The 22,550-nt window shown below is 65.1% G+C and carries 24 protein-coding genes; 11 read left to right on the forward strand and 13 right to left on the reverse strand.

The genetic code is table 11. The annotated features are described in order from the left end of the window. Window positions 1-86 precede the first annotated feature (86 nt). The gene (locus GEV02_RS11860; protein WP_217433125.1) at window positions 87-881 is read left to right on the forward strand and encodes a DUF4262 domain-containing protein; all 795 of its coding nucleotides are present in this window, start codon (window positions 87-89) and stop codon (window positions 879-881) included. A 96-nt stretch (window positions 882-977) separates the two neighbouring features. Further along, window positions 978-1,235 carry an ArsR family transcriptional regulator gene (locus GEV02_RS11865; protein ID WP_152838190.1) on the forward strand — a complete coding sequence of 86 codons (258 nt, stop codon included), beginning with the start codon at window positions 978-980 and terminating at the stop codon, window positions 1,233-1,235. Between the two features lies 1 nt (window position 1,236). On the opposite strand, the gene GEV02_RS11870 is transcribed toward GEV02_RS11865, so the two are convergent. After that, complete coding sequence (locus GEV02_RS11870; RefSeq protein WP_152838191.1) at window positions 1,237-2,208, reverse strand: PEP-CTERM sorting domain-containing protein; 972 nt, start codon at window positions 2,206-2,208, stop codon at window positions 1,237-1,239. A gap of 69 nt (window positions 2,209-2,277) precedes the next feature. Then, window positions 2,278-3,843, reverse strand: a complete 1,566-nt coding sequence (locus GEV02_RS11875) for a carboxylesterase/lipase family protein (RefSeq protein ID WP_152838192.1) — start codon at window positions 3,841-3,843, stop codon at window positions 2,278-2,280. Window positions 3,844-3,959: 116 nt separating this feature from the next. Between GEV02_RS11875 and GEV02_RS11880 the strand changes: the two genes are divergently transcribed. The 3 genes from GEV02_RS11880 to GEV02_RS11890 all read left to right on the forward strand — a co-directional run bounded on the left by GEV02_RS11880 (window position 3,960) and on the right by GEV02_RS11890 (window position 5,959). Continuing rightward, window positions 3,960-4,835, forward strand: a complete 876-nt coding sequence (locus GEV02_RS11880) for a LytTR family DNA-binding domain-containing protein (protein WP_152838193.1) — start codon at window positions 3,960-3,962, stop codon at window positions 4,833-4,835. A gap of 80 nt (window positions 4,836-4,915) precedes the next feature. Further along, window positions 4,916-5,383 (forward strand): nuclear transport factor 2 family protein, encoded by a 468-nt coding sequence (locus GEV02_RS11885; protein ID WP_008447129.1) that lies wholly within the window; start codon window positions 4,916-4,918, stop codon window positions 5,381-5,383. Between the two features lie 9 nt (window positions 5,384-5,392). After that, window positions 5,393-5,959, forward strand: coding sequence for a TetR/AcrR family transcriptional regulator (locus tag GEV02_RS11890; protein ID WP_152838194.1), 567 nt, complete (start codon window positions 5,393-5,395; stop codon window positions 5,957-5,959). Here the strand turns inward: GEV02_RS11890 and GEV02_RS11895 are convergent. The 3 genes from GEV02_RS11895 to GEV02_RS11905 are packed head-to-tail and all read right to left on the reverse strand — an operon-like array spanning window position 5,949 to window position 9,504. Continuing rightward, entirely contained in the window at window positions 5,949-6,728 is a 780-nt protein-coding gene (locus tag GEV02_RS11895; RefSeq protein ID WP_152838195.1) for a type 2 periplasmic-binding domain-containing protein, read from the reverse strand. The two genes, GEV02_RS11890 and GEV02_RS11895, sit on opposite strands and share 11 nt — an antisense overlap. A gap of 48 nt (window positions 6,729-6,776) precedes the next feature. Beyond that, complete coding sequence (locus GEV02_RS11900) at window positions 6,777-7,964, reverse strand: DUF1501 domain-containing protein (protein ID WP_152838196.1); 1,188 nt, start codon at window positions 7,962-7,964, stop codon at window positions 6,777-6,779. Window positions 7,965-7,974: 10 nt separating this feature from the next. Next, on the reverse strand, window positions 7,975-9,504 hold the full coding sequence (locus tag GEV02_RS11905) for a DUF1800 domain-containing protein (protein WP_152838197.1): 1,530 nt from the start codon (window positions 9,502-9,504) through the stop codon (window positions 7,975-7,977). A 178-nt stretch (window positions 9,505-9,682) separates the two neighbouring features. Here GEV02_RS11905 and GEV02_RS11910 point away from each other — a divergent pair, with 178 nt between their 5' ends. Then, window positions 9,683-10,282: a YdeI/OmpD-associated family protein gene (locus tag GEV02_RS11910; protein ID WP_152838198.1), complete on the forward strand. Its 600-nt coding sequence runs from the start codon at window positions 9,683-9,685 to the stop codon at window positions 10,280-10,282. A 4-nt stretch (window positions 10,283-10,286) separates the two neighbouring features. Here the strand turns inward: GEV02_RS11910 and GEV02_RS11915 are convergent, their stop codons facing one another. Beyond that, window positions 10,287-10,916: a LysE family translocator gene (locus GEV02_RS11915; RefSeq protein WP_152838535.1), complete on the reverse strand. Its 630-nt coding sequence runs from the start codon at window positions 10,914-10,916 to the stop codon at window positions 10,287-10,289. A gap of 112 nt (window positions 10,917-11,028) precedes the next feature. Here GEV02_RS11915 and GEV02_RS11920 point away from each other — a divergent pair, with 112 nt between their 5' ends. Continuing rightward, window positions 11,029-11,493 carry an Lrp/AsnC family transcriptional regulator gene (locus GEV02_RS11920; protein ID WP_008447142.1) on the forward strand — a complete coding sequence of 155 codons (465 nt, stop codon included), beginning with the start codon at window positions 11,029-11,031 and terminating at the stop codon, window positions 11,491-11,493. Window positions 11,494-11,618: 125 nt separating this feature from the next. Here the strand turns inward: GEV02_RS11920 and GEV02_RS11925 are convergent, their stop codons facing one another. The 6 genes from GEV02_RS11925 to GEV02_RS11950 form a co-directional block, all read right to left on the reverse strand. Beyond that, window positions 11,619-11,906, reverse strand: a complete 288-nt coding sequence (locus GEV02_RS11925; RefSeq protein WP_008447145.1) for a hypothetical protein — start codon at window positions 11,904-11,906, stop codon at window positions 11,619-11,621. Window positions 11,907-12,085: 179 nt separating this feature from the next. Then, complete coding sequence (locus GEV02_RS11930; protein ID WP_152838199.1) at window positions 12,086-12,769, reverse strand: ABC transporter ATP-binding protein; 684 nt, start codon at window positions 12,767-12,769, stop codon at window positions 12,086-12,088. 16 nt (window positions 12,770-12,785) lie between these two features. Then, window positions 12,786-13,580 (reverse strand): phosphonate ABC transporter, permease protein PhnE, encoded by a 795-nt coding sequence (phnE, locus tag GEV02_RS11935; RefSeq protein ID WP_152838200.1) that lies wholly within the window; start codon window positions 13,578-13,580, stop codon window positions 12,786-12,788. Further along, a complete protein-coding gene (locus tag GEV02_RS11940) occupies window positions 13,577-14,404 on the reverse strand; it encodes a PhnE/PtxC family ABC transporter permease (protein ID WP_152838201.1) in 828 nt (275 codons plus the stop codon). The genes phnE and GEV02_RS11940 overlap by 4 nt, the downstream gene beginning before the upstream one ends. Beyond that, entirely contained in the window at window positions 14,404-15,225 is an 822-nt protein-coding gene (locus GEV02_RS11945) for a phosphonate ABC transporter ATP-binding protein (RefSeq protein WP_152838202.1), read from the reverse strand. Before GEV02_RS11945 ends, GEV02_RS11940 begins: the two co-directional genes overlap by 1 nt. Window positions 15,226-15,228: 3 nt before the next feature. Then, on the reverse strand, window positions 15,229-16,104 hold the full coding sequence (locus GEV02_RS11950) for a putative selenate ABC transporter substrate-binding protein (protein WP_152838203.1): 876 nt from the start codon (window positions 16,102-16,104) through the stop codon (window positions 15,229-15,231). 155 nt (window positions 16,105-16,259) lie between these two features. Between GEV02_RS11950 and egtD the strand changes: the two genes are divergently transcribed. Together egtD and egtB are read left to right on the forward strand one after the other, a co-directional pair. Continuing rightward, window positions 16,260-17,273, forward strand: coding sequence for an L-histidine N(alpha)-methyltransferase (gene egtD, locus GEV02_RS11955; protein WP_235922749.1), 1,014 nt, complete (start codon window positions 16,260-16,262; stop codon window positions 17,271-17,273). 15 nt (window positions 17,274-17,288) lie between these two features. Then, a complete protein-coding gene (gene egtB / locus GEV02_RS11960; protein WP_152838537.1) occupies window positions 17,289-18,542 on the forward strand; it encodes an ergothioneine biosynthesis protein EgtB in 1,254 nt (417 codons plus the stop codon). 3 nt (window positions 18,543-18,545) lie between these two features. Here the strand turns inward: egtB and GEV02_RS11965 are convergent, their stop codons facing one another. Continuing rightward, window positions 18,546-20,114 carry a cytochrome C gene (locus GEV02_RS11965; protein WP_152838204.1) on the reverse strand — a complete coding sequence of 523 codons (1,569 nt, stop codon included), beginning with the start codon at window positions 20,112-20,114 and terminating at the stop codon, window positions 18,546-18,548. Between the two features lie 153 nt (window positions 20,115-20,267). Between GEV02_RS11965 and GEV02_RS11970 the strand changes: the two genes are divergently transcribed. Continuing rightward, on the forward strand, window positions 20,268-21,845 hold the full coding sequence (locus GEV02_RS11970; protein ID WP_152838205.1) for an ATP-binding protein: 1,578 nt from the start codon (window positions 20,268-20,270) through the stop codon (window positions 21,843-21,845). Window positions 21,846-21,855: 10 nt separating this feature from the next. Continuing rightward, complete coding sequence (locus tag GEV02_RS11975; protein WP_328595793.1) at window positions 21,856-22,545, forward strand: response regulator; 690 nt, start codon at window positions 21,856-21,858, stop codon at window positions 22,543-22,545. The last annotated feature ends 5 nt before the right edge of the window (window positions 22,546-22,550 follow it).

The raw sequence follows: 22,550 nt of genomic DNA on the forward strand, positions 1-22,550 counted from the left end.
TGCCCCTTCCAGACCGCAGTGGCAGGCTACTCCGGGACAACAGTTTTGCTTCAACGAACATCTCCTAACGGCGCACGCCTGTATTTATGACCGCACATACTCACAACTTTCCCCACTGGCCATTCCCAGATCCCATTCCCACGGCCACCTTCTGCACGGACAAAGTAGCACGCGGCGACTTCGATGTGCTGCATGTGGCCCACGATTTCAACGGGGACTGGCAGTTCCTGGACGGTACCACGGACGAGCCCGGCGAATGCGTCATGCTGTGTCTCGGCTGTCTTTTCGAGAAGCACGCCGACATCGCGGCTATCGCAGATCTTCCGCGCGGCTGGGGGGCCTACCGCGACGTTGCAGGGGCCAAATGGGAGCGTTGGGCGCTGGACCCCGAAGACGATCAGGACGGCGGGGAAGAAGACGCGCCGCGTGAATGCGGCGGAGCCGAGGCCGACGCCAAGGCACTTGCTGACATCGAAACGTACGGCCTGCACATCATAAGCGTGATGGAAGAAGATGAACATGTACCGTTCTCTTATTCGATTGGTATCGAACAGTCGCTCGGCATGCCGGAGCTGATCGTCATCGGCCTCAAGTCCAACGTGGCCCACAGCGCCATCAACGAGTGCTATCGGCAGATGAGGGAGGGCGGGCCGATCGCGCCGGGGGCACGCATCGCCGGTCTGCTCGGTGGCGATTTCGAGTGCCTTATCGGCGAAGTGTCCTCCGAGCAAGTTGCCGACTACATGCACTGGGCGAGTTGGCTGTACAAGGGCCGGCCGTTTCGAGCCTATCAGATCATCTGGCCGAGCACTAGCGGCGTGTTTCCGTGGGAGCCGGGTGCCAGCGATTGGCTAATCGCGCGCCAGCCTTTGCTGGCCTGATACCCTGAGCAATGCTTCGATAAAGGTCCGCTTCGGGACGGAACCTGCCGGTTGTTGCACGCCGCATGTAAAGCGAAATATGAGCTGATAATTACAATGGATGAAGAAATTACGACCGCGCTGATTGGCGTGCTGGAGGCGCTGTGGCGCATCAACGCCGAATGGCCGGACAAGCCTTGCTCGCTGGCGAAATTGAGCAAACAGTCGGAGCGGCCGATGTCGGTGCTGCGGCGCCAGCTGACGATGCTGGTCGATGCCGGCTGGGTCGCGCTAGAGCTGGAGGAGGGCGGCGTTGCCGGCACCGTGCTGCTGACCGAGAGTGGTCGGCAGCTGGGCCGGGAGCTGTTCTCTTAAGTTATTTTCCGCGACGCCGGCGCGCTGCCTGCACGGCCAGCAAGCCTGCCAGCAGCATCCCATACGTGGCCGGTTCCGGCACCGGCGCCAGCTGGTAGTGGTACAGCGCCACATGCAGATTCGGATTGGTCAGCGACTGGCCGCTGCGGTCCGGATCGACCACCTGTTCCACATACAGGTCCAGCGTGCCGTCCGCGCCCGCGCGCAGGGCGATGCCTTCCATCTCCAGCGCACCTGTCGGCTGCGGCAGGCGCAGCACTTCCTCCACAGCGCCGCTCAGCAGATTGCTGCGGTAGATCGATTGCGTCGCATTGTCCGACGCCATGTACAGCCAGTCCCCGACCACCTTGGCGCCCTGGATGCGCGCCAGCGACGTGTCCAGCGTGATGGTGTGGCTGAAGCTCCAGTCGTCCAGGTTGTAGACGTTGATGGTGTTCCCGCCCTGCCATTCCTTGCCATAGCCGACGCCGCGCTTGGCGTCGATGGCCACCCAGCTGGCCAGGTCCTTGTTCGGATTGGCGGGCGTGCCGCCCAGCTCATAGACTTTGCCGGTGTAGCTCAGGTCCGATGCGTTGAACAGCGCCACGTGCGGCTTGGTGTAGCCGGCCGTGGAGTCGAGCGAGGCGTAGATCACGCCGTTGTGATAATCGATGTCGCCGATGTGGTTCAGCCCTTGCGCCATCAGCGCGCCGGGGATGCCGGGCGACAGGTTGCCCGGCAGCGTGAACGAGGAATTGCGTTGCACGGAATCGAAGTTGTTGTCGGCGCGTTCCAACCCGTACTGCCAGGAGAAGAACCACTGCTTGCCATCGGTGGCCATGCCCTGGCTGCGATACAGGCCTGTGAAGGAATTGGGCGTCGGCGTGTGCATGTAAAACTTGTCGACGCCGGCCAGCTTCCAGGCGTCGGCGGCGTGTGCCGGGATCAGTGCGGCGGCGCTGAGCAGCAGGGCCAGCAGGGTGGGGACACGCATGACTTACTCCATTATCAAATTTGCTTGATCTTATGATAATGTCGATTTATTACCGGCCAACGACAAACTTTAAAATGCCTTGCCCCGCAGCCCGGAATAAACGGCGTCGAACACCCGCAGATGATCGATGGCCGGCACCGGGCCACTGCTTACCGGATCGCCCAGACGCTGGACTTTCCCCTCCGTGCCGCGAAACGCCGGCCAGTGCGGCACGCCTTTGCCGTTCGGGTCTCCGGTGGCGGCGAAATGGACCCAGTAGCTCGACATCACCGCAGCCAGTGTGCGGTCAGCGGCGCGCCAGGCCCAGGGAGCTTGGCCCAGATGGTCGAACATATACCAAAGCTCGGCGTAGTGGCTGGCGCCCCAGCCGGCATACACTGAATCGGCCGGGAACGGCGGGCGATGGTCGAAGCTGTAGTAGTACACGGGGCTGCGCCCCTTTTGCGCCAGCCGCGCCCAGGCCCACATGTCCCAGCCAAAGCGCAGGTCTCGTTCAAGTCCGAGCCGGCCTTCGCGCGCCTGGGCGTCGGTGGCGTGCGGATACGCCGCCAGCAGCGCCGGCGGCAGGGCGCCGACGCTGGTGGTGATGTCGGCTTCAAAGCTGTCGGCGCGCACCGCCGTGACGTTGACCAGCGCCCGCGCTTCTTCGCTGTTTGAGCCCAGCAGCAAAGGCACGTCGTGATAGCGTCCCTGCGTGTAGGCGTCGTACGGCGACAGGGGCAGCACATGCGGTTCGATTACGGGATGGGTGACGGCGCCTGCGCCGCCTCCGGTCAGGCGATCTGCCGGCAGCTTGCGCATCGCTTCCAGCGTGGTGGCGCCCAGCGACTCCATGTAGCTGGCGCCGTCGCGTTCCGCGTTGGCCAGCAGGTAGCCGGGCGCCAGTTGCAGCGGTTCGAAGATGCCGCCGCTCTGCGCGATGGCGCGCTGGAACAGGCCTTTCGCGCGCGGCGACGAAAGCAGGGCGCTGACGGCCATCGCGCCGGCCGATTGTCCGGCGATGGTCACGCGGCCTGGGTCGCCGCCGAAGGCTGCGATGTTACGCTGCACCCATTCCAGCGCCGCGATCTGGTCCATCAAGCCGTAATTGCCCGATGAGTGGTGGGGCGATTCCGCGCTCAGTGCCGGGTGGGCCAGGAATCCCAGTGCGCCGAGGCGGTAGGCGATGGTCACTACCACGACGCCTTTGCGGGCCAGGCGGTCGCCGTGATACAGCGGCACGGACGCCGAGCCGTTGGCATAGCCGCCGCCGTGGATCCAGACTATCACCGGCAAGCGCTGGCCCACGCGGCGCGGCGGCGCCCATACGTTGAGGTACAGGCAGTCCTCGCTGACCTCCGGCGGCGTCTCGCCCGGCATCGACACGCCTTGCTGCATGCAGGCCGGAGCAAGCTTGCCTGCGTCGCGCACGCCCTGCCATGCAGGCACTGGCTGCGGCGGGCGCCAGCGCCATGCGTCCAATGGCGGAAGCGCGTACGGGATGCCGCGATATACGTCCACGCCGTCTTGCTGTTGTCCCGCCAGCGCACCATCCCCCGTCATCACCGGCGCCGTCTGCGCTGCTTGCGCCGACTGCGCGCCGCTGCAAGCCAACAACTGCAACGTCAGCAACCACCTCCATACCGTCTTGCCCATGCCAGTTCCTCCTCGATTGGTCAGCGGCCAGTGTCGTCGGGCGGCGCCGATCCGGCTAGACCGGCTGGTCACATTTTCCCCTCGGCCCGTCCCAGATCGCTGCTAGAATCGTCCGCATGACGATTTCCGCTCATCCCGCTCCGGCGCATACGCGCTGGCCCACCTGGCTGCGTCCGCACGCCTGGGTGCTGCTGTATTGGCTGGCCTTCCTGCTGGTGCTTGAACCCGGCAATATCGTGCGCGCCAGCCAGGCCGGCCAGACCTTGAGCCTGTCCCATGAAGTCATCCGCATCCTGCTGGCCGCCTTGCTGGGCACGACCGTCACGTCGGCGGTGCAGGCGCTGGTTGAGCGCTTCCCATTGCGCGGGCCGGGGCGCGGCCGTCATCTGCTGATCCACGCGGCCGGTGCGGCCGGCCTGGCGCTGACATTGGTGGTGGCCTCGTGCCTGCTGGCGGCGTGGGTCTTCGCCAGGCGCTGGCTGCCGTCCTGGGACGAAATTTGGGACCAGCTGGTGAGCAATTTCACGCTGCTGATGTTTGCGCTCGCCGCGTTGACTGCGCTGGTGCAGGTGGGCTTGCAGCGCACGGTATCGACTGCGTCGCAGCCCCGTCCAGCAGCTCCGGCGCCCGCGCTGGATGCCGCACCCGCGCTGACCCATGTGCAGGTCAAACGGCGCGGCCAGGCCATCTCCCTGCCGCTGTCGGAGGTGGACTGGATCGAAGCGCAGGGCAATTATGTGGCCCTGCACGTCGGCGCGGAACAGCATCTGATGCGCGACACCGTATCCCGTTTTGCGGCGCGTCTCGATCCCCTCCAGTTCCAGCGCATCCACCGCAGCATGATCGTCGCGGTCGACCGCATCCGCTTGTTCGAAGCGCTGGCAAACGGCGACGCGTTATTGCACCTCACGCGTGGCGGCCCGCTGCGCGCCAGCCGCAGCTACGCGGCTGCCGTCAAGGCGGCCGCACCCCAGCCAAACCTGCAGAAATAAAAATCCGCTTGCAATCGCCTGAAGCCAGGATTAAACTTCATTTGTACCGATCGGTACAAACAGCATGAAAAGGCAATCAAATGACACGTCCACCTCTCCCTCCGTTCACCCGCGAAACCGCGATCCAGAAAGTCCGCCTGGCCGAAGACGGCTGGAACACCCGCAACCCGGAAAAGGTCTCGCTGGCCTACACCGAGGATTGCCGCTGGCGCAACCGCGCCGAATTCGTCACCGGCCGCGCCGCCATCGTCGGCCTGCTGACCCGCAAATGGACACGCGAGCTGGAATACCGGCTGATCAAGGAATTGTGGGCATTTGAAGGCAACCGCATTGCAGTTCGCTTCGCCTACGAATACCATGACGACTCCGGCCAGTGGTACCGCGCCTACGGCAACGAGAACTGGGAGTTTGCGGAAGACGGCTTGATGCGCCACCGTCTGGCCAGCATCAACGAAGCGCCGATCGCGGCGGCCGACCGCAAGTTCCACTGGGATGTGAACGGCCCGCGTCCGGCCGATCACCCCGGGTTGAGCGATTTCGGATTTTAGAAAGCAGACATGGCAAGAACGATGGTTGAACGCGGCGACGTGATCCCGCTGCTGGCGGAAGTGTTTCGGACTTACGGCTTCGAAGGCGCGAGCCTGGCGCGGATTTCCGAAGGCACGAAGCTGGGCAAGGGCAGCATGTATAACTTTTTCCCCGGCGGTAAAGACGAAATGGCGGACGCCGTACTCGCCGAGATCGACGGCTGGTTCCGCGACCAGGTGTTCCAGCCGCTGCGCACCGCCGACGATGCGGCGCAGGGGATAGAGCGGATGTTCGTCGCGGTCGGCCGTTACTTCCTGTCCGGCCGCAAGGTATGCCTGGTCGGCGTGTTCGCGCTGGGCCATGAGCGCGACCGCTACGCGCTCAAGGTGCAGGGCTACTTCGCCGAATGGGTGGGTGCGCTGGCCGCAGCGCTGGTGCGCACCGGCCGCGACGCAGACACCGCGCAGGCGCTGGCCGAAGATGCCGTCGGTGGCATTCAGGGCGCACTGGTGCTGGCGCGCGCCGCCGACGAACCGGCGCTGTTCATGCGCACGCTGGAGCGCATGCAGCGGCGCCTGTTGCCTCCTACGGTTTGACCATATCGTCGAAGGCCTTGCGCTGGCTGGCCTGGTAGGCCGGCGTGCGGCGGATGCGGCCGATGGCGTCCCACAGCTTTTCCATCAGCTGCGGATTGGCGTCGTAGAAGCGGCGCGAGGTGACGAGGAAGTAGGGCGCGTCCGTGAAGGGCAGCGGCAGTTCCTCAATCTTGCCGGCGAACTGCGGCAGGGCGAGCAGCTCGCGGCCGTGGTACTCGGTGCCGACGGCGACATCGGCGCGGCCGGCCAGCATCTTGGCGAAATTGGTTTCCATTGTTTTGCCGCTGTTGTCGATCGCGACTTCCAGCGATTTCAGGTGATCGTGCAACATCACCATGCCGAAGGGGACCAGCACCGGCGTGGTCAATTGCGAGAAGTGCTGGCCGTCCCATTCCACCTTGCTGCCCACGCGGCGGAACACCATCGAGCGGCCGCTGTTGACGGCGCGCGCCGCATCGGCCGCTGCGCCATGCATGGGGTAGACGTAGAACTGGGCCAGCGTGGGCGTATAGGGTGCGTAGGGAAAACCGTCGGCGATATTGGTGCGTATCTCTTCGCGGCAGCGCGTCAAAGGCGCGGCATAAAATTCAACGGAGATGCCCAGTTCCTGCGCGGCGTGGCGTATCAGCTGGTCGGCAATGCCGCCGCCGGCCGCCGTGATGAAGGGCCGTATGCCCGACTCCATGGTGCAGAGGCGCAGTGTGACGGCGCCGGCCTGGCAACATAGAAAAAACGATAAAGCGAACGCACAGACAGCAGCACGGGCCATGTCGATCTCCACCGCAGTTTGAGATCATTCTACATGAGCGTGCGGCCGTCATACCAGCCCGATATCGCGCCCCCTGGTGCCGAAAATCTGTTCGACCTGTCCGGCATTGAGGCCGTACATGCGCGCCAGCAGGCCGCCGAACATGGCGCGGTATTCGTTGAGCACCGGGTAGTCGCGGTTCTGGAACAGCGTGGCCTGCTCCAGCCGTATCTGCTCGCCGCGCACCTTGCCGCCCTGGACGCCGCCGCCCAGCACCCAGTACACGGTGCCGTGTCCGTGGTCGGTGCCGCGGTTGCCGTTTTCGCGGAAGGTGCGGCCGAATTCACTGACGACGATGACCACCGTGTCCTTCCAGTCCGGCCCCATCTCCTGCGCGAAGCCGGCCAGGCCGCGACCCAGTTCGTCCAGCCTCCCGGCCAGGTAGCCGGTGGCGCCGCCCTGGCCGACGTGCGTATCCCAACCGCCGACGTCGACGAAGCCGATGTTGTATTTGTCCTTCATTAGCTTGGCGATGCGGCGCGCTTCCAGTTCGAAGCCCTTGGCGGTGATGGCGTTGCGGTTGGCCGCATCCATCTCGCCTATCATTTCCTTCATCACGTCCTCGCGCACCGCGAAGCCGTCACGCACCGGCTGCGACAGCGCGCTGCCGTCGTACATGGCGGAGATCAGCCTGGCCTGGCGCGCATCGACCGAAGGCTTGGCGATGGTGCGCAGCGCCATGTTCGGCAACTGCACGCCGCCCTGCATCACCAGCGGCAGCTGGTCGGTGAAGGAGATGGCGCTGGCCTTGTCGGCGGTGAGCGTCTGCGCCAGCCGGTTCAGGAAGCCGGAGCGGTAGTCGCGCGTGCGGTCCAGCGCCTGTCCCAGCTCGATGCTGTCCTGGGTTTCGAAGTGGCTGCGCGAGATATCCTCGGTGCCGGCGAACGGCACGAACGCCGCCTGGCCCGCCGTGAACAGCGGATAGATGCTGTCGCGCAGGGCGGGGTGCAAGCCCCAGTCGCTGTCGATGGGCAGCGCGGAATTGAGGTCGGCGCTGGGCTTGGGCACGGCGATGTTGGGCCGCACCTGGTAGTAGTACTGGCTGGAGATCGGCACCAGCAGATTGGTGGCGTCGTAGCCGCCGCGCATGAAGACGAACAGCAGCCGGATCTTGCTGGCCGGTGCGGCCCACAGATTGCCGGCAACGGCGGGCAGCGCCAGCGCGGACAGGGATTTGAGCAGGGTGCGGCGTTTCATCTGTGGGCTCCTAGCGGTGCATCAGTTCGGGCGACGACAGCAGGAAGGTGTTCCATTCCTGCGGCGAGGTGGCCTGGTCCAGCACCTGGCGGGTGGCGGGGGCGATGGTCTTTTGCAGCGACTGGTAGTACAGCGCGTTGGCCAGTTGCGGGAAGGCGGCGCGTTCCTGCGCCTGCGGGCCGTCGGTCTTGAACAGGCCCGCGTTGCCGGAGCCGATGGCCTTGGCGATTTCGAAGCGCGTGGTCATCTGGCCGGGACTGGCCCAGCCGGATTGCGTGAGCTGGTAGCCGTCCGGCGTCTGGCGGCCGTACAGCGGTTCTGCCATGCGCGTGAGCCAGTACAGCATTGGCCCGGTGTTGAGGACCACCTTGTCGTCGTAGGCCAGGCGCACGGCCGACACCACGTAGTGCGCCGGATCCTTGAATTTCTGTCCGAGCGATTGCGCGAATTCGGCCGACGTGAACATCGTGCGCAGCACGGCGGCGATGTCGCCGTCGGTGGACAGGAAGGTGGCCGACATGCGTTCCACCAGTGCAGGCGGCGCTTCGTCGGCGACGAAGTAGAGCGCCAGCTTGCGGCTGATGAAGCGGGCGGTGGCGGGATGGCGGCTCAGGCGGTCCAGTGCTTCGTCCACTTCCGCCAGGCCGCGTCCCTTGACCGTCTGGCCGAGGAATTCCTTGTTGCCGTAGTCGTGGCGGTTCGGGTTGAATTCAAACAGCCCTTGCCGCACATACTGCGCTTGCAGTTCCTTCTTCACGCCTGGCGCCGTCGTGCCGAGGTTGACGCCGACGCCGGTGAGGATGCGCGCCAGCTCCTGCACGTCGCGCTGGCTGTAGCCGCCGTCCACGCCCAGCGTGTGCAGCTCCATCAGCTCGCGCGCGTAGTTTTCGTTGATGCGGTTGGCGGCGTTCTGTTCGTTGTCCAGGTAGCGGATCATGGCCGGATGGCGCAGCGTGGCGGACAGCAGGTCGCGGAACTTGCCCAGCGCATGGGCGCGCACGGCGGTGTCTTCGTAGTCGCCGACCAGTATCCGCAGATTGCTCTTACCCTGGTGGACGTTGAAGTGGTTCATCCAGAACCACGTCATCTGCTCCTGCAACTGGTTGGGCGAATACAGGTCGCGCAGCAGCGAGCGCGTGGCCGCTTCCTTGGCGATGCGGTTCAACTCCTGCTGGTAGGCCTGCTGCGCGGCTTTCTTCTCGTCGTCGTTGGCGATCTTGTCGGCGTCCTTGCGCTGCTGTTCCAGATCCTGGTTCAACTGCATCAGCGGCTTGCGGGTGATGGTCATGGCGTCGATCTGCGCCTGCGCGGCGGCCGGCAGCCGCGCCGGAGACGGATGCAGCTGCTGTTCCAGCCAGGCGTCATAGCCCAGCTTCTCGGCCTGCTGGTAGGTCGTCAGGTTGACGCCCCAGCTGACGCGGTTCAGCGCACCACTAAGCTGCTCCGGCTTGACGGCGGAGACCCCGCCGCCCGGCGTGGCGCAGCCGCCCAACAGCAGCAGGGCGCCGCAAGCGGCGAGGGGAAGTGTTCGTTTCAGCATGGCGGAGGTCTTTATCGGCTGGGTGTGAAGAACAGAGTATGCCAAGCTGTGCAGGCTGCTGTATTCATTTTGTTTATGACGCAACAAAATGTTACAAGCAACGTTGCAGAGAGATAGGCTTAAATTGCACCGGAGTATTTGGTATATTGAGACAAACAACAACCAGTCGAGCATCATAATGCCCACCATCGATCCGCGTGTAGACGCCTACATCGCCAAGTCCGCCGAATTCGCGCAGCCCATCCTCCACCATCTGCGCGCCATCGTGCACGAGGCCTGTCCGGATGTGGAAGAGACCATGAAGTGGAGTTTCCCGCACTTTATGTACAAGGGCATGATGTGCGGGATGTCGGCCTTCAAGGCCCACTGCGCGCTGGGCTTCTGGAAGGGCGAGCTGCTGATGGCCGACGAGGCCAACCGCGAGGCGATGGGGCAGTTCGGCCGTATCGAGACGGTCAAGGATCTGCCGTCGAAGAAAGTCCTGACCGGCTACATCAAGAAGGCGATGAAGCTGAACGACGACGGCATCTCCGCGCCGGCGCGCGCCAAGCCCGCCGAACCGCGCCCGCTGGTCATCCCCGACGATCTGCTCGCGGCCTTGAAGGAAGTGCCGGCGGCGCAGCGGCACTTCGAGGCCTTCAGCCCAAGCAAGAAGCGCGACTACGCCGAGTGGATCGCCGAAGCCAAGACCGAGGCGACCCGCAGCCGCCGCCGCGAACAGGCGGTCGAGTGGATCGCGGAAGGCAAGGCGCGCAACTGGAAGTACGAGAAGTGCTGAGGCGCTATTCGATCGACAGCCGCACCGCGAAGCCCAGCATGGCGCCGGAAAAGATCCAGCGCTGTGCCGCCCGCACGCGGCGGTGCTTGCTCAAGTAGCTGCCCAGGCGCTTCGCCGCCACCGTCAGCGTGACATCGTAGACCACGCCGAACAACACCAATATCACGCCCAGCTCCAGCATCTGCGTCCAGACGGCGCCCGCCGCCGGGCGGATGAACTGCGGCAGCAGCACGGAGCAGAACAGCAGCGCTTTCGGATTCAACAGATTCCCCAGCAGGCCGCGCAGGACCGAGGCGCGGATGCCGCCGTCGCTGGCGACTTGCTCGCCGCTGGCATCGGTGTCGCCCGACGGCGCGCGGAAGATCTGCAACGCCAGCCACGCCAGATACACCGCGCCGATCAGGCGTACCGCCGTGAACAGCCAGGGCGCGCTTTGCAGCAGCGCGGCCGCGCCGCAGGCGGACAGGGTGACGTGCAGCGCGCGCGCCATCGCCAGGCCCGCAGCCACTGCGAAGCCGTGCCGCATCCCTTTGCGGCCGCTCGATTGCAGGACCAGGGCCATGTCCGGCCCCGGCAACGCATACACCACGGCCAGGGCTCCCATAAACACCAGCAGCAAATCCGGCGACACCATGACGATCTCCTCTAAAAAAACCGTCATGATGCCCTAGAATTCTGAGGGGATTTTGGGCTATTTTCTCTGTAAAAGTCTTAAAATTGAGGGGATTCCACTACTGCGACATGTCATGAATGAACTGGATAACCTCGACCGAGCCATCCTGGCGGTGCTCACGCGCGATGGCCGCATCCCCGTCGCCAAACTGGCGGAACGGGTGGGCCTGTCCGAAACCCCCTGCACGCGGCGCCTGAAGCGGCTGGAGCAGGACGGCTACATCACCGGCTACCGCGCCACGCTGTCGCGCCGGGCCATGGGACTGGGCGTGCTGGCGTTTGCACAGGTCAGGTTCAGTGTGCACGACCGCACGCTGGCCGACCGCTTCGAACGCGAAGTGCTGGCCATCGACCGTGTAATCTCTTGCCACAATATCTCCGGCACGGCGGATTACCTGCTGAAGATAGTCGCGACCGATCTGGATGAATATGGTGATTTCATGCGAGACGTGCTGCGGACTTTACCGGGGGTGACCTCGGTGGAATCCATGTTGTCGCTGCGCGAGGTGAAACCGGATGACGGTTTGCCTGCTTATTGATGCTGGTGGTGCTTTGAAGTAGTAATAATGCGGCGTTCAGCGGGGTTTGGGCTGTACGCTAGTGCATTTGAGGGGCGCCGGATACCGCATGCCGGCGCCTGGCATGGCAAGTTCAGCTGGGCTGCTCAATGCATAGACGCGGTCGACAGATCCTTCAATTCCCGTATGCTGATATCTGATTTCTCATGCATACGCAGCAAGATCGTTGCCCCGACAGCCAGTTTGCGATGTCGGATCTTGCTGATAATGGGAGGCTGCACCTCTAAAACTCGGCAAAGTTCTGCGTCGTTTTTCAGGTTCATCTTTTCGATCAAAGTATCAAGAAGCTTGTTCGGAACAAAACTGGATGGTTCCAGTGCCCGAGCGCGATTCATGGCTTCGATCAGTTCCAGCTTTTTTTGCCGTACGTTCATGATTGCTCCTCCTTTGCTCAAAACGTGAAAGAAATTACGTTTCCCGGCAAGGCTAGCGTCCACACTTTTCTGGTCTGAATGTGGTACGCAACTCAACATTCTTGATAACCATGCAAGTTGATTTCAATAATACTACGGCGAGAAAATAATGGGAGGGTTTGATAAAAAAATTATCTTGTTTATTGCTTAAACGGGTTGACGATTGTTGTTTCTTGTATGCCGGTTTTTGATAGTTGTAGGATTTTGTCTGTCATTTCGGCCGCAGCCTGCGAATGCGTGACCATGATCGCGCATGCGCCGGTGGCTTTGATCTCCCGGCGCAGCAAGGTCAGGATACTGTGGGCGGTATCGGGATCGAGGTTGCCGGTCGGTTCGTCGGCCAGCACCAGGGCCGGGCGGTGCACCAAAGCCCGGGCGATGGCGACCCGCTGCATTTCGCCGCCGGACAGTTGATGGGGAAAGTCGCCGCCGCGCCCGCCCAGTCCCACGGCATCGAGCATCTCGGTGGCGCGTTCGGTCGGCAGGCCGTTCAGCAGCAGCGGCAAGGCGACGTTTTGCAGCAGCGTCAGGTGCGGCAGCACGTGGAAGGCCTGGAAAATGAAGCCCATGCGCGCGCGCCGCAGCTTGGTGGCGGCGTCGTCGTCCAGGCCGGACATCGGCACGCCGTCGACGATGATGGGCGATGCGCCGGCTGCCGCATCGGGCGTATCGAGGCCGGCGATCAGGTTGAGCAGCGTGGATTTGCCGACACCCGAATCGCCCATGATGGAGACGAACTCGCCGGCCTTGAAGTTCCAGGACAGGTTGGACAGCACCGGACGGCCGCTGGCATAGGATTTGGACAGGTTGCGCAGTTCGAGCATGGAAGGTTTATCGAGGTTAGCGGGTGAGGGCGCGGCGCAGTGCAAAGCTGATGCCGTCGACCAGCGCCACCAGCAGCAGCATGGCGATGATGACGGTGGCGGCTTGCTGCATCTGGAACAGCGACAGGTGGTACTTGAGCATCTGCCCCAGGCCGCCGGCGCCGACCACGCCGAGGATGGCGGCGGCGCGGATATTGTTCTCCCAGCGGTACAGGGTGTAGGACAGCATCTGCGGCAGCGTTTGCGGCAGCGTGGCGTAGAAGAAGGCGGCGGAGGCCGAGGCGCCGTTGGTGCGCAGGCTTTGCTCCGGCAGCGGCGCGGCGTTTTCCAGCGAGTCGGCGAACAGGCGTCCCAGCACACCGGCGGTGTGCGCGGCCAGCGCCAGCGTGCCGCCGAACGGCCCCAGGCCGCAGGCGATCAGCAGGATCGAGGCCCACACCAACTCCGGGATCGAGCGCAGCACGTTGAGCAGGCCGCGCATCAGCGCACGCGCCGTGCGGCCGAAGCGGCCGGAGGCCGACAGCGAGAACGCCAGGCCGGCGGCCACCGCCAGCAGCGTGCCGAGCGCGGACATGGCCATCGTCTCGACGGCGGCCCAGCCGGTTTTGACCAGGAAGGGTGCGGACAGGTCGGGCGGCGCGAAGCCTGCCAGCAGCTCCAGCGTGCTGTTGACCGCTTCCAGCGTGAAGAACTCGCGCCACTTCAGCGGCAGCGAGGCGAAGCTGGCCACCACCAGCACGGCCACCATCGCCAGCATGGCCAGCACGGTCCAGTCGCGGCGCGGCGGCTTCGGCATCGTGGGATGGTTCATCCGAGGCGCCTCCGCAGGATCTTGGAGAACTGGTCGGCCAGCGCCACCAGCAGCACGAACACCAGCAGCATCGACGACACTTCGGCGCCGGCCAGCATCTTCATCGATTCATCCATGCGCTGACCGAGGCCGCCCGCGCCGACAAAGCCCATCACCACCGAGCCGCGCACCGCGCACTCCCAGCGGTAGACGGTGTAGGACATCAGCTCCGACGCCGCCTCCGGCAGCGCGCCGTACAGCAGCGCGGCCAGTCGCCCGCTGCCGTTGGCCAGCAGCGTGTCGCTGGCGTGGGCGTCGGACGATTCGAGAATCTCGGCGTAGACCTTGCCCAGCATGCCGCAGTAGGTGAGGGCGATGGCCAGCACGCCGGCGGTCGGCCCCAGGCCGATGATGCGGACGAACAGCAGCGCCCACACCAGCTCCGGCACGCTGCGCAGCAGCACCAGGGCCCAGCGCACCGCTTGCCGCGCCACGCGGGCGAGCGGCCGCATGCGGCCCGTGCCCAGGCGCGAGACGGACAGCTGGCTGTTGATTATCAGTGTGGCCGGGATAGCGCCCAGCAGGGCCAGCGCCAGGCCGGAGGTGGCGATGGCGATGGTCAGCCAGGTCTGCTCCAGCAGCATGGCGAGGAATTCGGTGCCGTGCGCGGGTACGAGGAAATCGGCCAGGAAGCGGCCGGTGGCGCTGAGACTCTGCCAGTCGAACAGTATCCACGGCTTGAATTCGGCGACCACCAGCATCGGCCACAGGATCAGCAGGCAGACGGCGGTGGCGGCGACGCGGCCGCGCCAGGCCGGGTCGGGATGGGCTGCGGGCGTCGCCATCACAGGCAGGCGCCGACGCCGAGTTTGACCGCCATCGCGTCGTGTTCGGGCGGCGGCGTGCTGGCTCCGGGCTGTTCGCCCTGATACAAGGCGGCGATCATGTCGGGCGTGACCTGGTCGCGCGGCAGGTCGAATTCGATGCGGCCGTCGCGCAGGGCGACGATGCGCGGGAAGTGGCTCAGCGCCAGGTCGACCTGGTGCAGGCTGCAGATCAGCGTGGCGTTGCGGGCCTTGGCCTCGTCGCGCAGCGTGGCCAGCGTCAGTTCGGACAAGGCCGGGTCGAGCGCGGACAGCGGTTCGTCCACCAGCAGCGCCTTGGCCGGCGACAGCAGCAGGCGCGCCAGGCCGCAGCGCTGGCGCTCACCGCCGGACAGGCGGTCGACGCGGGAATACAGTTTGTCGCCCAGATTGAAGCGCGACAGCGCCTGCCACGCCGCCTCCGGGTCGGCAGGCTTGGCCAGCGAAACCAGCGCGCGCCACAAGCTCCATTGCGGCAGGCGCGCCGCCAGCACCGCCGTCACCACGCGCTGGCGCGGCGGCAGCGGCGGCGTTTGCGGCGCCAGGAACAGCTGCGCGCGCAGGCGGTGACGCTCCGCGTGGCCCAGCGCCCATGGATCGGTGTCGAAAATCTGGAAGCTGCCTTCGGATGGCTGGTGGGCGCAGGCCAGCGTCGCCAGCAAGGTGGTCTTGCCGGCGCCGGACGGGCCGATAATCGCCAGTTGTTCGCCCTGTTGTATCGTCAACGAGATCGCATGCAGTGCGGCCGCCTGCGATGCGCCGAGGTGGCGCACCGTCAGGTTCTGCAAGTGGTAAGTGGGCATCGATTACTTCTTCAGCAGGCCCGCGTTTTGTGCAGCCGCTTCGATCGCGGTGTAGTTTTCAGCCTTGGTCGGGATGAATTTGGAGGCGCGCTGCAGGTCCATGATGACCTTGTCCTGAGGGTTCTTGGCATCCAGCGCCAGGAAGGCGTCGGTCAGTTTTTTCTTCAGGTCGGCGTTCATGTCGGTGCGAACGCTCCAGTTGTAGTCGTAGTAGCCGGGCGTGGTGTAGAACACGCGGACCACGGCTGGATCAACCTTCTTCTCGGCGACCAGTTTTTCCCAGACCGAGATGTTCAACGCGCCGGCATCGACCTTGCCGCCTGCAACGGCGGCCACGGTGGCGTCATGCGCGCCGGAGAAGGCGATGCGTTTCAGGTCGGTGTCCGGATTGATCTTCGCGGCCAGCAGGAAGGAGCGCGGCATCAGGTGGCCCGAGGTCGAGGACTCCGAACCGAAGCTCAGCGTGTGGCCTTTCAGGTCTTCCAGCTTGTTGATGTCCTTGTTGGTGGTGATGAAGACCGACTTGAATTTTTCATCTTCGGCGCGCTGCACCAGTGGCGTGATCTGGTTCTTGCTGCGGTCCTTGGCCTGCACGAAGGTGAAGCCGCCGAACCACACCATGTCGACCTTCTTGTTGATCAGCGCTTCGACCGAGGCGGCGTAGTCGGTGACAGGGGTGAACTCAACCTTCATGCCGATCTTCTTTTCCAGGTATTCGCCCAGCGGCTTGAACTTGCGCTGCAATTCGGTCGGGGCTTCGTCGGGAATGGCGGAAACGCGGAACACGTGGTCGCTCGACTGGGCGTGGGAGTGGGCGGCGGCCAGCATCAGGCCGGCGGCGAACAGGGATTTGAGTGCGCGCATGGCGGAGAGTTTCATAGTCAGTGCCCTTTTTGTAAGATTTGTGCCGGTTTAGCGACTAATGTGAAGGGCCGCACAGTTTTATCGGCCCGGTACTGCAGAATGAATATTCGGCTATCATAACAAAAATGTTATCCGCAGCTGGGATGACCACCTTTAAAGGCAGAGCAACTATGCAGATGTCCCGCTCCTCGGCGATCCGTGTTGTTTCAACCGATGCAGGCAACACGCTGGCGCCGCAGCTGCGGCAGCGCGCGCATGGCAGCGCGGCGGTCGTGGCCGAGATCAGTGCCGGCCTGCTGGCCGCCAAGCCATACACCTCCCCCAAATACCTGTACGACGGCCTGGGCTCCAAGCTGTTCGAAGCCATCTGCGAGCTGCCCGAATATTACCCCACCCGCACCGAGGCCGGCATCTTCGCCGAGCATGGCGCGGCCATGGCGCAAGCCATCGGCACCGGCACCACGCTGGTCGATCTGGGCGCCGGTAATTGCGCCAAGGCCGCCAGCCTGTTCCCGCTGCTGCAACCGGCGCAGTATGTGCCGGTCGATATTTCGCGCGACTTCCTCACCGAGGCCGTGAGCCGTTTGCAGCAGCGCTTCCCGGACATCGAGATGACGGCGCTGGGGCTGGACTTTTCCAACGGCTTCGCGCTACCGGACAGTGTGCGGAGTGACCGCCGGCTGTTCTTCTATCCCGGTTCATCGATCGGTAATTTCTCGCCGGAGCAGGCGGTCGCCTTCCTGCAAGGCCTGCGCGCCAACGCCGGCGCCGACGGCGGCCTGCTGATCGGCGTGGACCTGATCAAGGACAGCGCGGTGCTGGACGCGGCCTACGACGATGCGCTGGGCGTGACGGCTGCCTTCAACCTGAACATGCTGCGCCACCTGAATCACCTGATCGGCGCGGACTTCGACGTCGGCCAATGGCAGCACCGGGCCTTCTTCAACGAGACTGACAGCCGCATCGAAATGCACCTGGAAGCGCGCACCGCGCTGACCGTGCGCTGGGATGGCGGCGAGCGCCATTTCGCGCGCGGCGAACGACTCCACACCGAGGACAGCTACAAGTACACGCGGCAGTCCTTCGTCACCCTGCTGGAACGCGCCGGCTTCGCCACGGCCCAGGTATGGACCGATCCGTCGAACTGGTTTGCCGTCATCCACGCCAGGGCCATCCCTGCCTGAAAGCCGATGACGCCCATGGATATGCGCCTGCCGCAGCAAGACCTCTCCGCCCGCTATGACAAGGTACGCCGCCGTTCGCTGGCGCTGGCCGAACCGCTGACCGACGAGGATTGCGGCGCGCAGTCGATGCCGGACGCGAGTCCGATCAAATGGCACCTGGCGCATACGACCTGGTTCTTCGAGACCTTCATCCTGGAGCGCATGGAGGCGGGCTTTAAGCCATTCCATCCAGCGTTCCGGGTGCTGTTCAATTCCTACTACAACGGCATCGGCGAGAAGCATCCGCGCGCGCAGCGCGGCCTGTTGACGCGGCCCGCGATGGCGCAGGTGCGTGCCTACCGCGCCGATGTCGATGCCCGCATCACCCGGCTGCTGGCCGGCGATCTGGATGCGGAGCAGCGCGCGCAACTGGCGATGCTGGTGACGCTGGGCCTGGAGCACGAGCAGCAGCACCAGGAACTGATGCTCACCGATGTCAAGCACCTGCTGGCGCAAAGCGCGCTGCTGCCCGAGTACATGGCCGTGCCGCTGGCGCGCGCCAAGGCGCCGCCGCCGATGGCGTGGCTGCCGTTCGCTGGCGGGCTGACCGACATCGGCCATCAAGGCTCCGGCTTCTGCTTCGACAACGAACTGCCGCGTCACAAGCAGTATGTGGCGCCGTTCGAGCTGGCGTCGCGGCTGGTGACGAACGGCGAGTATCTGGAGTTCATCGCGGCGGGCGGCTATTTCAATGCCGCGCTGTGGCTGGCCGAGGGCTGGGACTGGGTGCGCAGCCAGAATTTGAATTGTCCTATCTACTGGCAGCAGGACGAGCAGGGACAGTGGCTTGAGTTCACGCTGCACGGCGCGCAGGCGCTGGACCTGGCGCGGCCTGTCACGCACTTGTCGCTGTTTGAAGCGGATGCCTACGCCCACTGGGCCGGCGCCCGTTTGCCGACCGAGGCGGAGTGGGAATTCGCCGCCGCGCAGGCGGCTGTGGAAACCGGCACGCTGCATCCGGCCGGCGCGGCCGGCACGGATGGTTTGCTGCAGATGTTCGGCCATTGCTGGCAGTGGACCAGCAGCAGCTACGCGGCCTATCCCGGCTACCAGAGCGCACCCGGCGCGCTGGGCGAGTACAACGGCAAGTTCATGATGAACCAGTACGTGCTGCGTGGCTCGTCCTGCGCCACGCCGGACGGCCACGCGCGCGCCAGCTACCGCAATTTCTTCCCTGCCGGCGCCCGCTGGCAGTTCACGGGCGTGCGGCTCGCGCGCCTGGCACCGTAGGCCCTACAGCACCTTCAGGAAGGCCGCCAGGTCGGCCGCTTCCTGCGCGGTGAAGCCGATGCTGAAGCGCTTGTCGTAGAAGGCGACGATGTCTTCTATCGTGTGCACCGAACCATCGTGGAAGTAGGGCGAGCGTGATTCGATGCCGCGCAGGCTAGGCACTTTGACGCGGCCGATGTCCTTCCATTTCCCCGACAGCATGGCAGCGCCAGGATCGGTGGTCGTCACCGTCTCGCCGCTGGTGTTGTTGCGCAGCGTGTAGAGCGGCATGTCCGCCGTGCGGCGTGCGCCGTCCGATACGCCGGTATTGAACATGCGGATGACCGAGTGCGTGCCGGAGTTGGGCGTGTCGTGGCAGCTGGCGCAGGAGCCGCGTTGCAGCGGGCGTCGCAGCTCGTCGTTGAACCCTGCCACGCCGGTGATGTTGAACGGCTTGTTGTTGAAGATTTGCTCGCCGCGTGCGATGGCGGCGCGGGCCAGGTTCTGGGCGCTGGGAGCTGGCGGCGGTGGAGCAGGGCGGCCGCGCACCGGCGGTGGCGGCGGGAGCGGGCGGTCCAGGTTGCGCCAGGCGCCGAACATCGCCATCACATTGCGGTTGAAGGGCGCGCCGGTCTGGTAGTCGCCCGATTCGAGGTCGTTGATGCCGAAGTAGAAGGCGTTGGCCGGCAGCCTGGCCGGGCCGCCCAGCGCGCCGGCGTCGGTCAGGCTGCCGGCGTCGATGGAGCTGATCTGCGTGGTGAACAGCGTCTTCTCGAAATCGACGATGGCACGCTGCTCTGCGGCGGTCAGGCCTTGCGCCGCTTCGGCGTGGCCGCGCACCGCGCTATTGGACTGGTGCAGCAGGCTGGCGTCGACGCTGGCAAAGCACTGGGCGGGCCGCACGTCCTTCAGGCACAGGGTGGAAGTGGCGTCGCTGGCGGTTTCGCGGCTGTCCCACATGACGCTGCTGGTGAATTTGAGATTGGTGGTCGGCAGCGGGCGGCGGAACAGCGAGAGTTCCTTGGCGCTGGCGTAGTTGTAGGGGTCTTCGGTTTTTATCAGCGTGAACTCGGCGCCGGTGGGCATGGGCAGGCCGACGCGTATCAGGCCTTTGGTCAGCAGCATGCTGTAGGCGACGCGTTTCTGGTCCAGCGTGGCCGTCGCGGCCAGTGGTGAGACTGCGCCGTCCACCAGGCGGAACACGGGATCGGTGCCGCCGCTGGCGGTGAAGCGGGCGGCCAGCTTGTCCGGGCCTATGCTCCAGCCGTTGTCCGCCTGATGGCAGGTGGCGCAGGAGCGGCCGTTGCCGAAGGGTTTGAAGAAGGGATTGGCCGTGTCCACCGAGCCCGCGCTGCTGAAGGTGAGCGAGGCGCCTTCGTCGTTGGGTACCGGCGCCAGTACGATGGGCGGCGCCGCTGCTGCGGGCGCGGCCTGCACGGTGACGGCGGCGAGCGTGGTGGATGCGCCCTGTGCGCCGCCTTGCACTACGCGCTGGGTGGTGGTGCTGGTGTTGTCCGCTGTCGGGCTGCTGCCGCCGCAGGCGGCCAGCAGGGCGGCGATGGCCGGTGCCAGGTAAAGCGCGCGTTGATACATGGTGGTCTCCGTCTTGTGTGATGACGGTGCGAGATTGCCGCTCAAATGTGTAGAAAAAATGAAGGCCGCCGGAGGTGTCGCGTTTTTGCCAGTCCCTCATATTTTCCCCACATTTGGCGGTTATGATGGAGGCATGAAGCCAGTGAGCCAGCCATGCGGTTGACCATCGCCCGCAAGATCGCGCTGGCGGTGATCGCTATCGTCATCCTGTGCGTGGGCACGATGGCTTGGGTCGCCAGCAGTAATCTCAAGCGCGGTTTTGTCGCCTATCTCAATGAATTACAGGTGCAGGATTTCGACCAGTTGCGCGAGCTGCTGGAGGAGCGCTATCGCACCGAGGGCAATTTCGACTGGCTGCGCGGCCAGCCGCGCGCGCTCGGCGAGCTGCTGAACCGGATCACGCCGCGCAGCCAGGTGTTCGAGCCGGATGGCGATGCACGCCGTCCGCATCGGGGCCGTCGCCCACCACCGCCTCCGCACGCCGGGCCGCCTCCGGAACACGGCGATGAACCTGGCGAGTACGGCGCCCTCCGCCCACCGGAGCGGCGCGATCCGCCACCGCCGGAAACCGATCCGCCACCAGCCGATGCGCAATCCGCCGAACCACGGCCAGCCGCGCCGCCGCCACGCCGCAACGATCCGATGGACTTCGCGCAGCGCATATCCATCACCGACGAGCAGGGACGCAAGTTGATCGGCCCTCCGGACATCCAGGTGGGCGCCGAACGCGCCATCAAGGTTGACGGCGTGGTGGTCGGCCACATGCGGCTCATGCCGCTGCGGGAGACCGGCGGCGCCGATGCCAGCGCCACCGTCTTCCTGCGCGAGCAGCTGCAATCGATCCTGCTGATGTCCGCGGTGCTGATCGCCCTCGCCATCCTGGCCGCGATCTGGCTGGCCCGCCATCTGCTGCGGCCCGTGGCCGCGCTGCGCGATGTGACGGCACGCCTGGCGCTGGGCGAGCTAAGCGCCCGCGCGCCACTGCTGTCGCGCGACGAAGTGGCGGAGCTGGCGCTGCACGTCAACGCCATGGCCGAAGCGCTGGAAGACAGCGAACGCCAGCGCCGCAAGATGCTGGCCGACGTTTCGCACGAACTGCGCACGCCGCTGACGGTGATACGCGGCGAGATCGAAGCGCTGCTGGACGGCATCCGCCAGGCCGACGCCAACGCGCTGCAATCGCTCCATGCCGAGGTGCTGCGCCTGAACAAACTGGTCGACGACCTGCACCAGTTGACGATGGCCGATGCCGGCGACCTGCACTACCACTGGCATGAACTGAACCTCGGCGAACTGCTGCGGCCTACCCTGGAGCGTTACCAGCCGCGCGCGCAGAAGTGCGGCCTGGACCTGAGCTGGAGCCTGCCGTCCGTGCCGCTGGTGCTGCAGGGCGATGCGGGCCGCTTGCAGCAAGTCGTCACCAATCTGCTGGAAAACAGCCTGCGCTACACCGACAGCGGCGGGCAGATCGTGGTCGCGCTGAGCAGCGCTGGCGGCCATGCGGAGATCATGGTGGAAGACAGCGCCCCAGGCGTGCCCTCGGACGTCCTCGGCAGCATCTTCGAACGCCTGTACCGCGTGGATGGCGCCCGTACGCGTGAACGCGGCGGCAGTGGTCTGGGTCTGGCGATCTGCAAGGCGCTGGTGGAAGCGCACGGCGGTAGCCTAGCCGCCGCGCCGTCCGTGCTGGGCGGCGTGAAAATGGTGATGCGTCTGCCGCTGAAAAAATAGGAGCAAGCACGTGCCCAATATCCTGATCGTCGAAGACGACGCCAAAATCGCCGCGCTGCTGGCGGACTACATGAGCAACGCCGGCTGGCAGACCTGCTGCATCGCCGACGGCCGCAGCGCCGTGGGCATCATCCGCGACGGCGGCGTCGACCTGGTGCTGCTGGACCTGATGCTGCCGGAGCTGGACGGCATAGGCGTCTGCCGCGAGGTGCGCGCGTTCTCGCAGGTGCCCATCATCATGCTGACCGCGCGCGTGGACGAGATAGACCGCCTGCTAGGCCTGGACAGCGGCGCCGATGACTATGTCTGCAAGCCGTTCAGCCCACGCGAAGTGGTGGCGCGCGTGCGCGTGCATTTGCGCCGCAGCGGGGCAGGGATGTCGCAGCCGCCGTCGATGCCGCCTGTATCGGCCACACCGGCCTCGCCGTTCCAGATCGACCGCGCCGGCATGCGCGTGCTGCACAACGGCGCCGCGCTGGCGCTGACGCCGTTGGAGTACCGCCTGCTGGCGGAGCTGATCGACAATCCCAGCCGCGTCTACACGCGGCAGCAGCTGCTGGACTTCGCCCATCAGGACCAGCGCGACATCAGCGACCGCACCGTCGATTCGCACATCAAGAACATCCGCCGCAAGCTGCCGGACGCCGAATGCCTGCAATCGGTCTACGGCGTAGGTTACCGTTTCGAGCTGCCGCTATAATTGGC

Source organism: Rugamonas aquatica (assembly GCF_009380215.1).
GTDB classification, from domain to species: Bacteria; Pseudomonadota; Gammaproteobacteria; order Burkholderiales; family Burkholderiaceae_D; genus Rugamonas; species Rugamonas aquatica_B.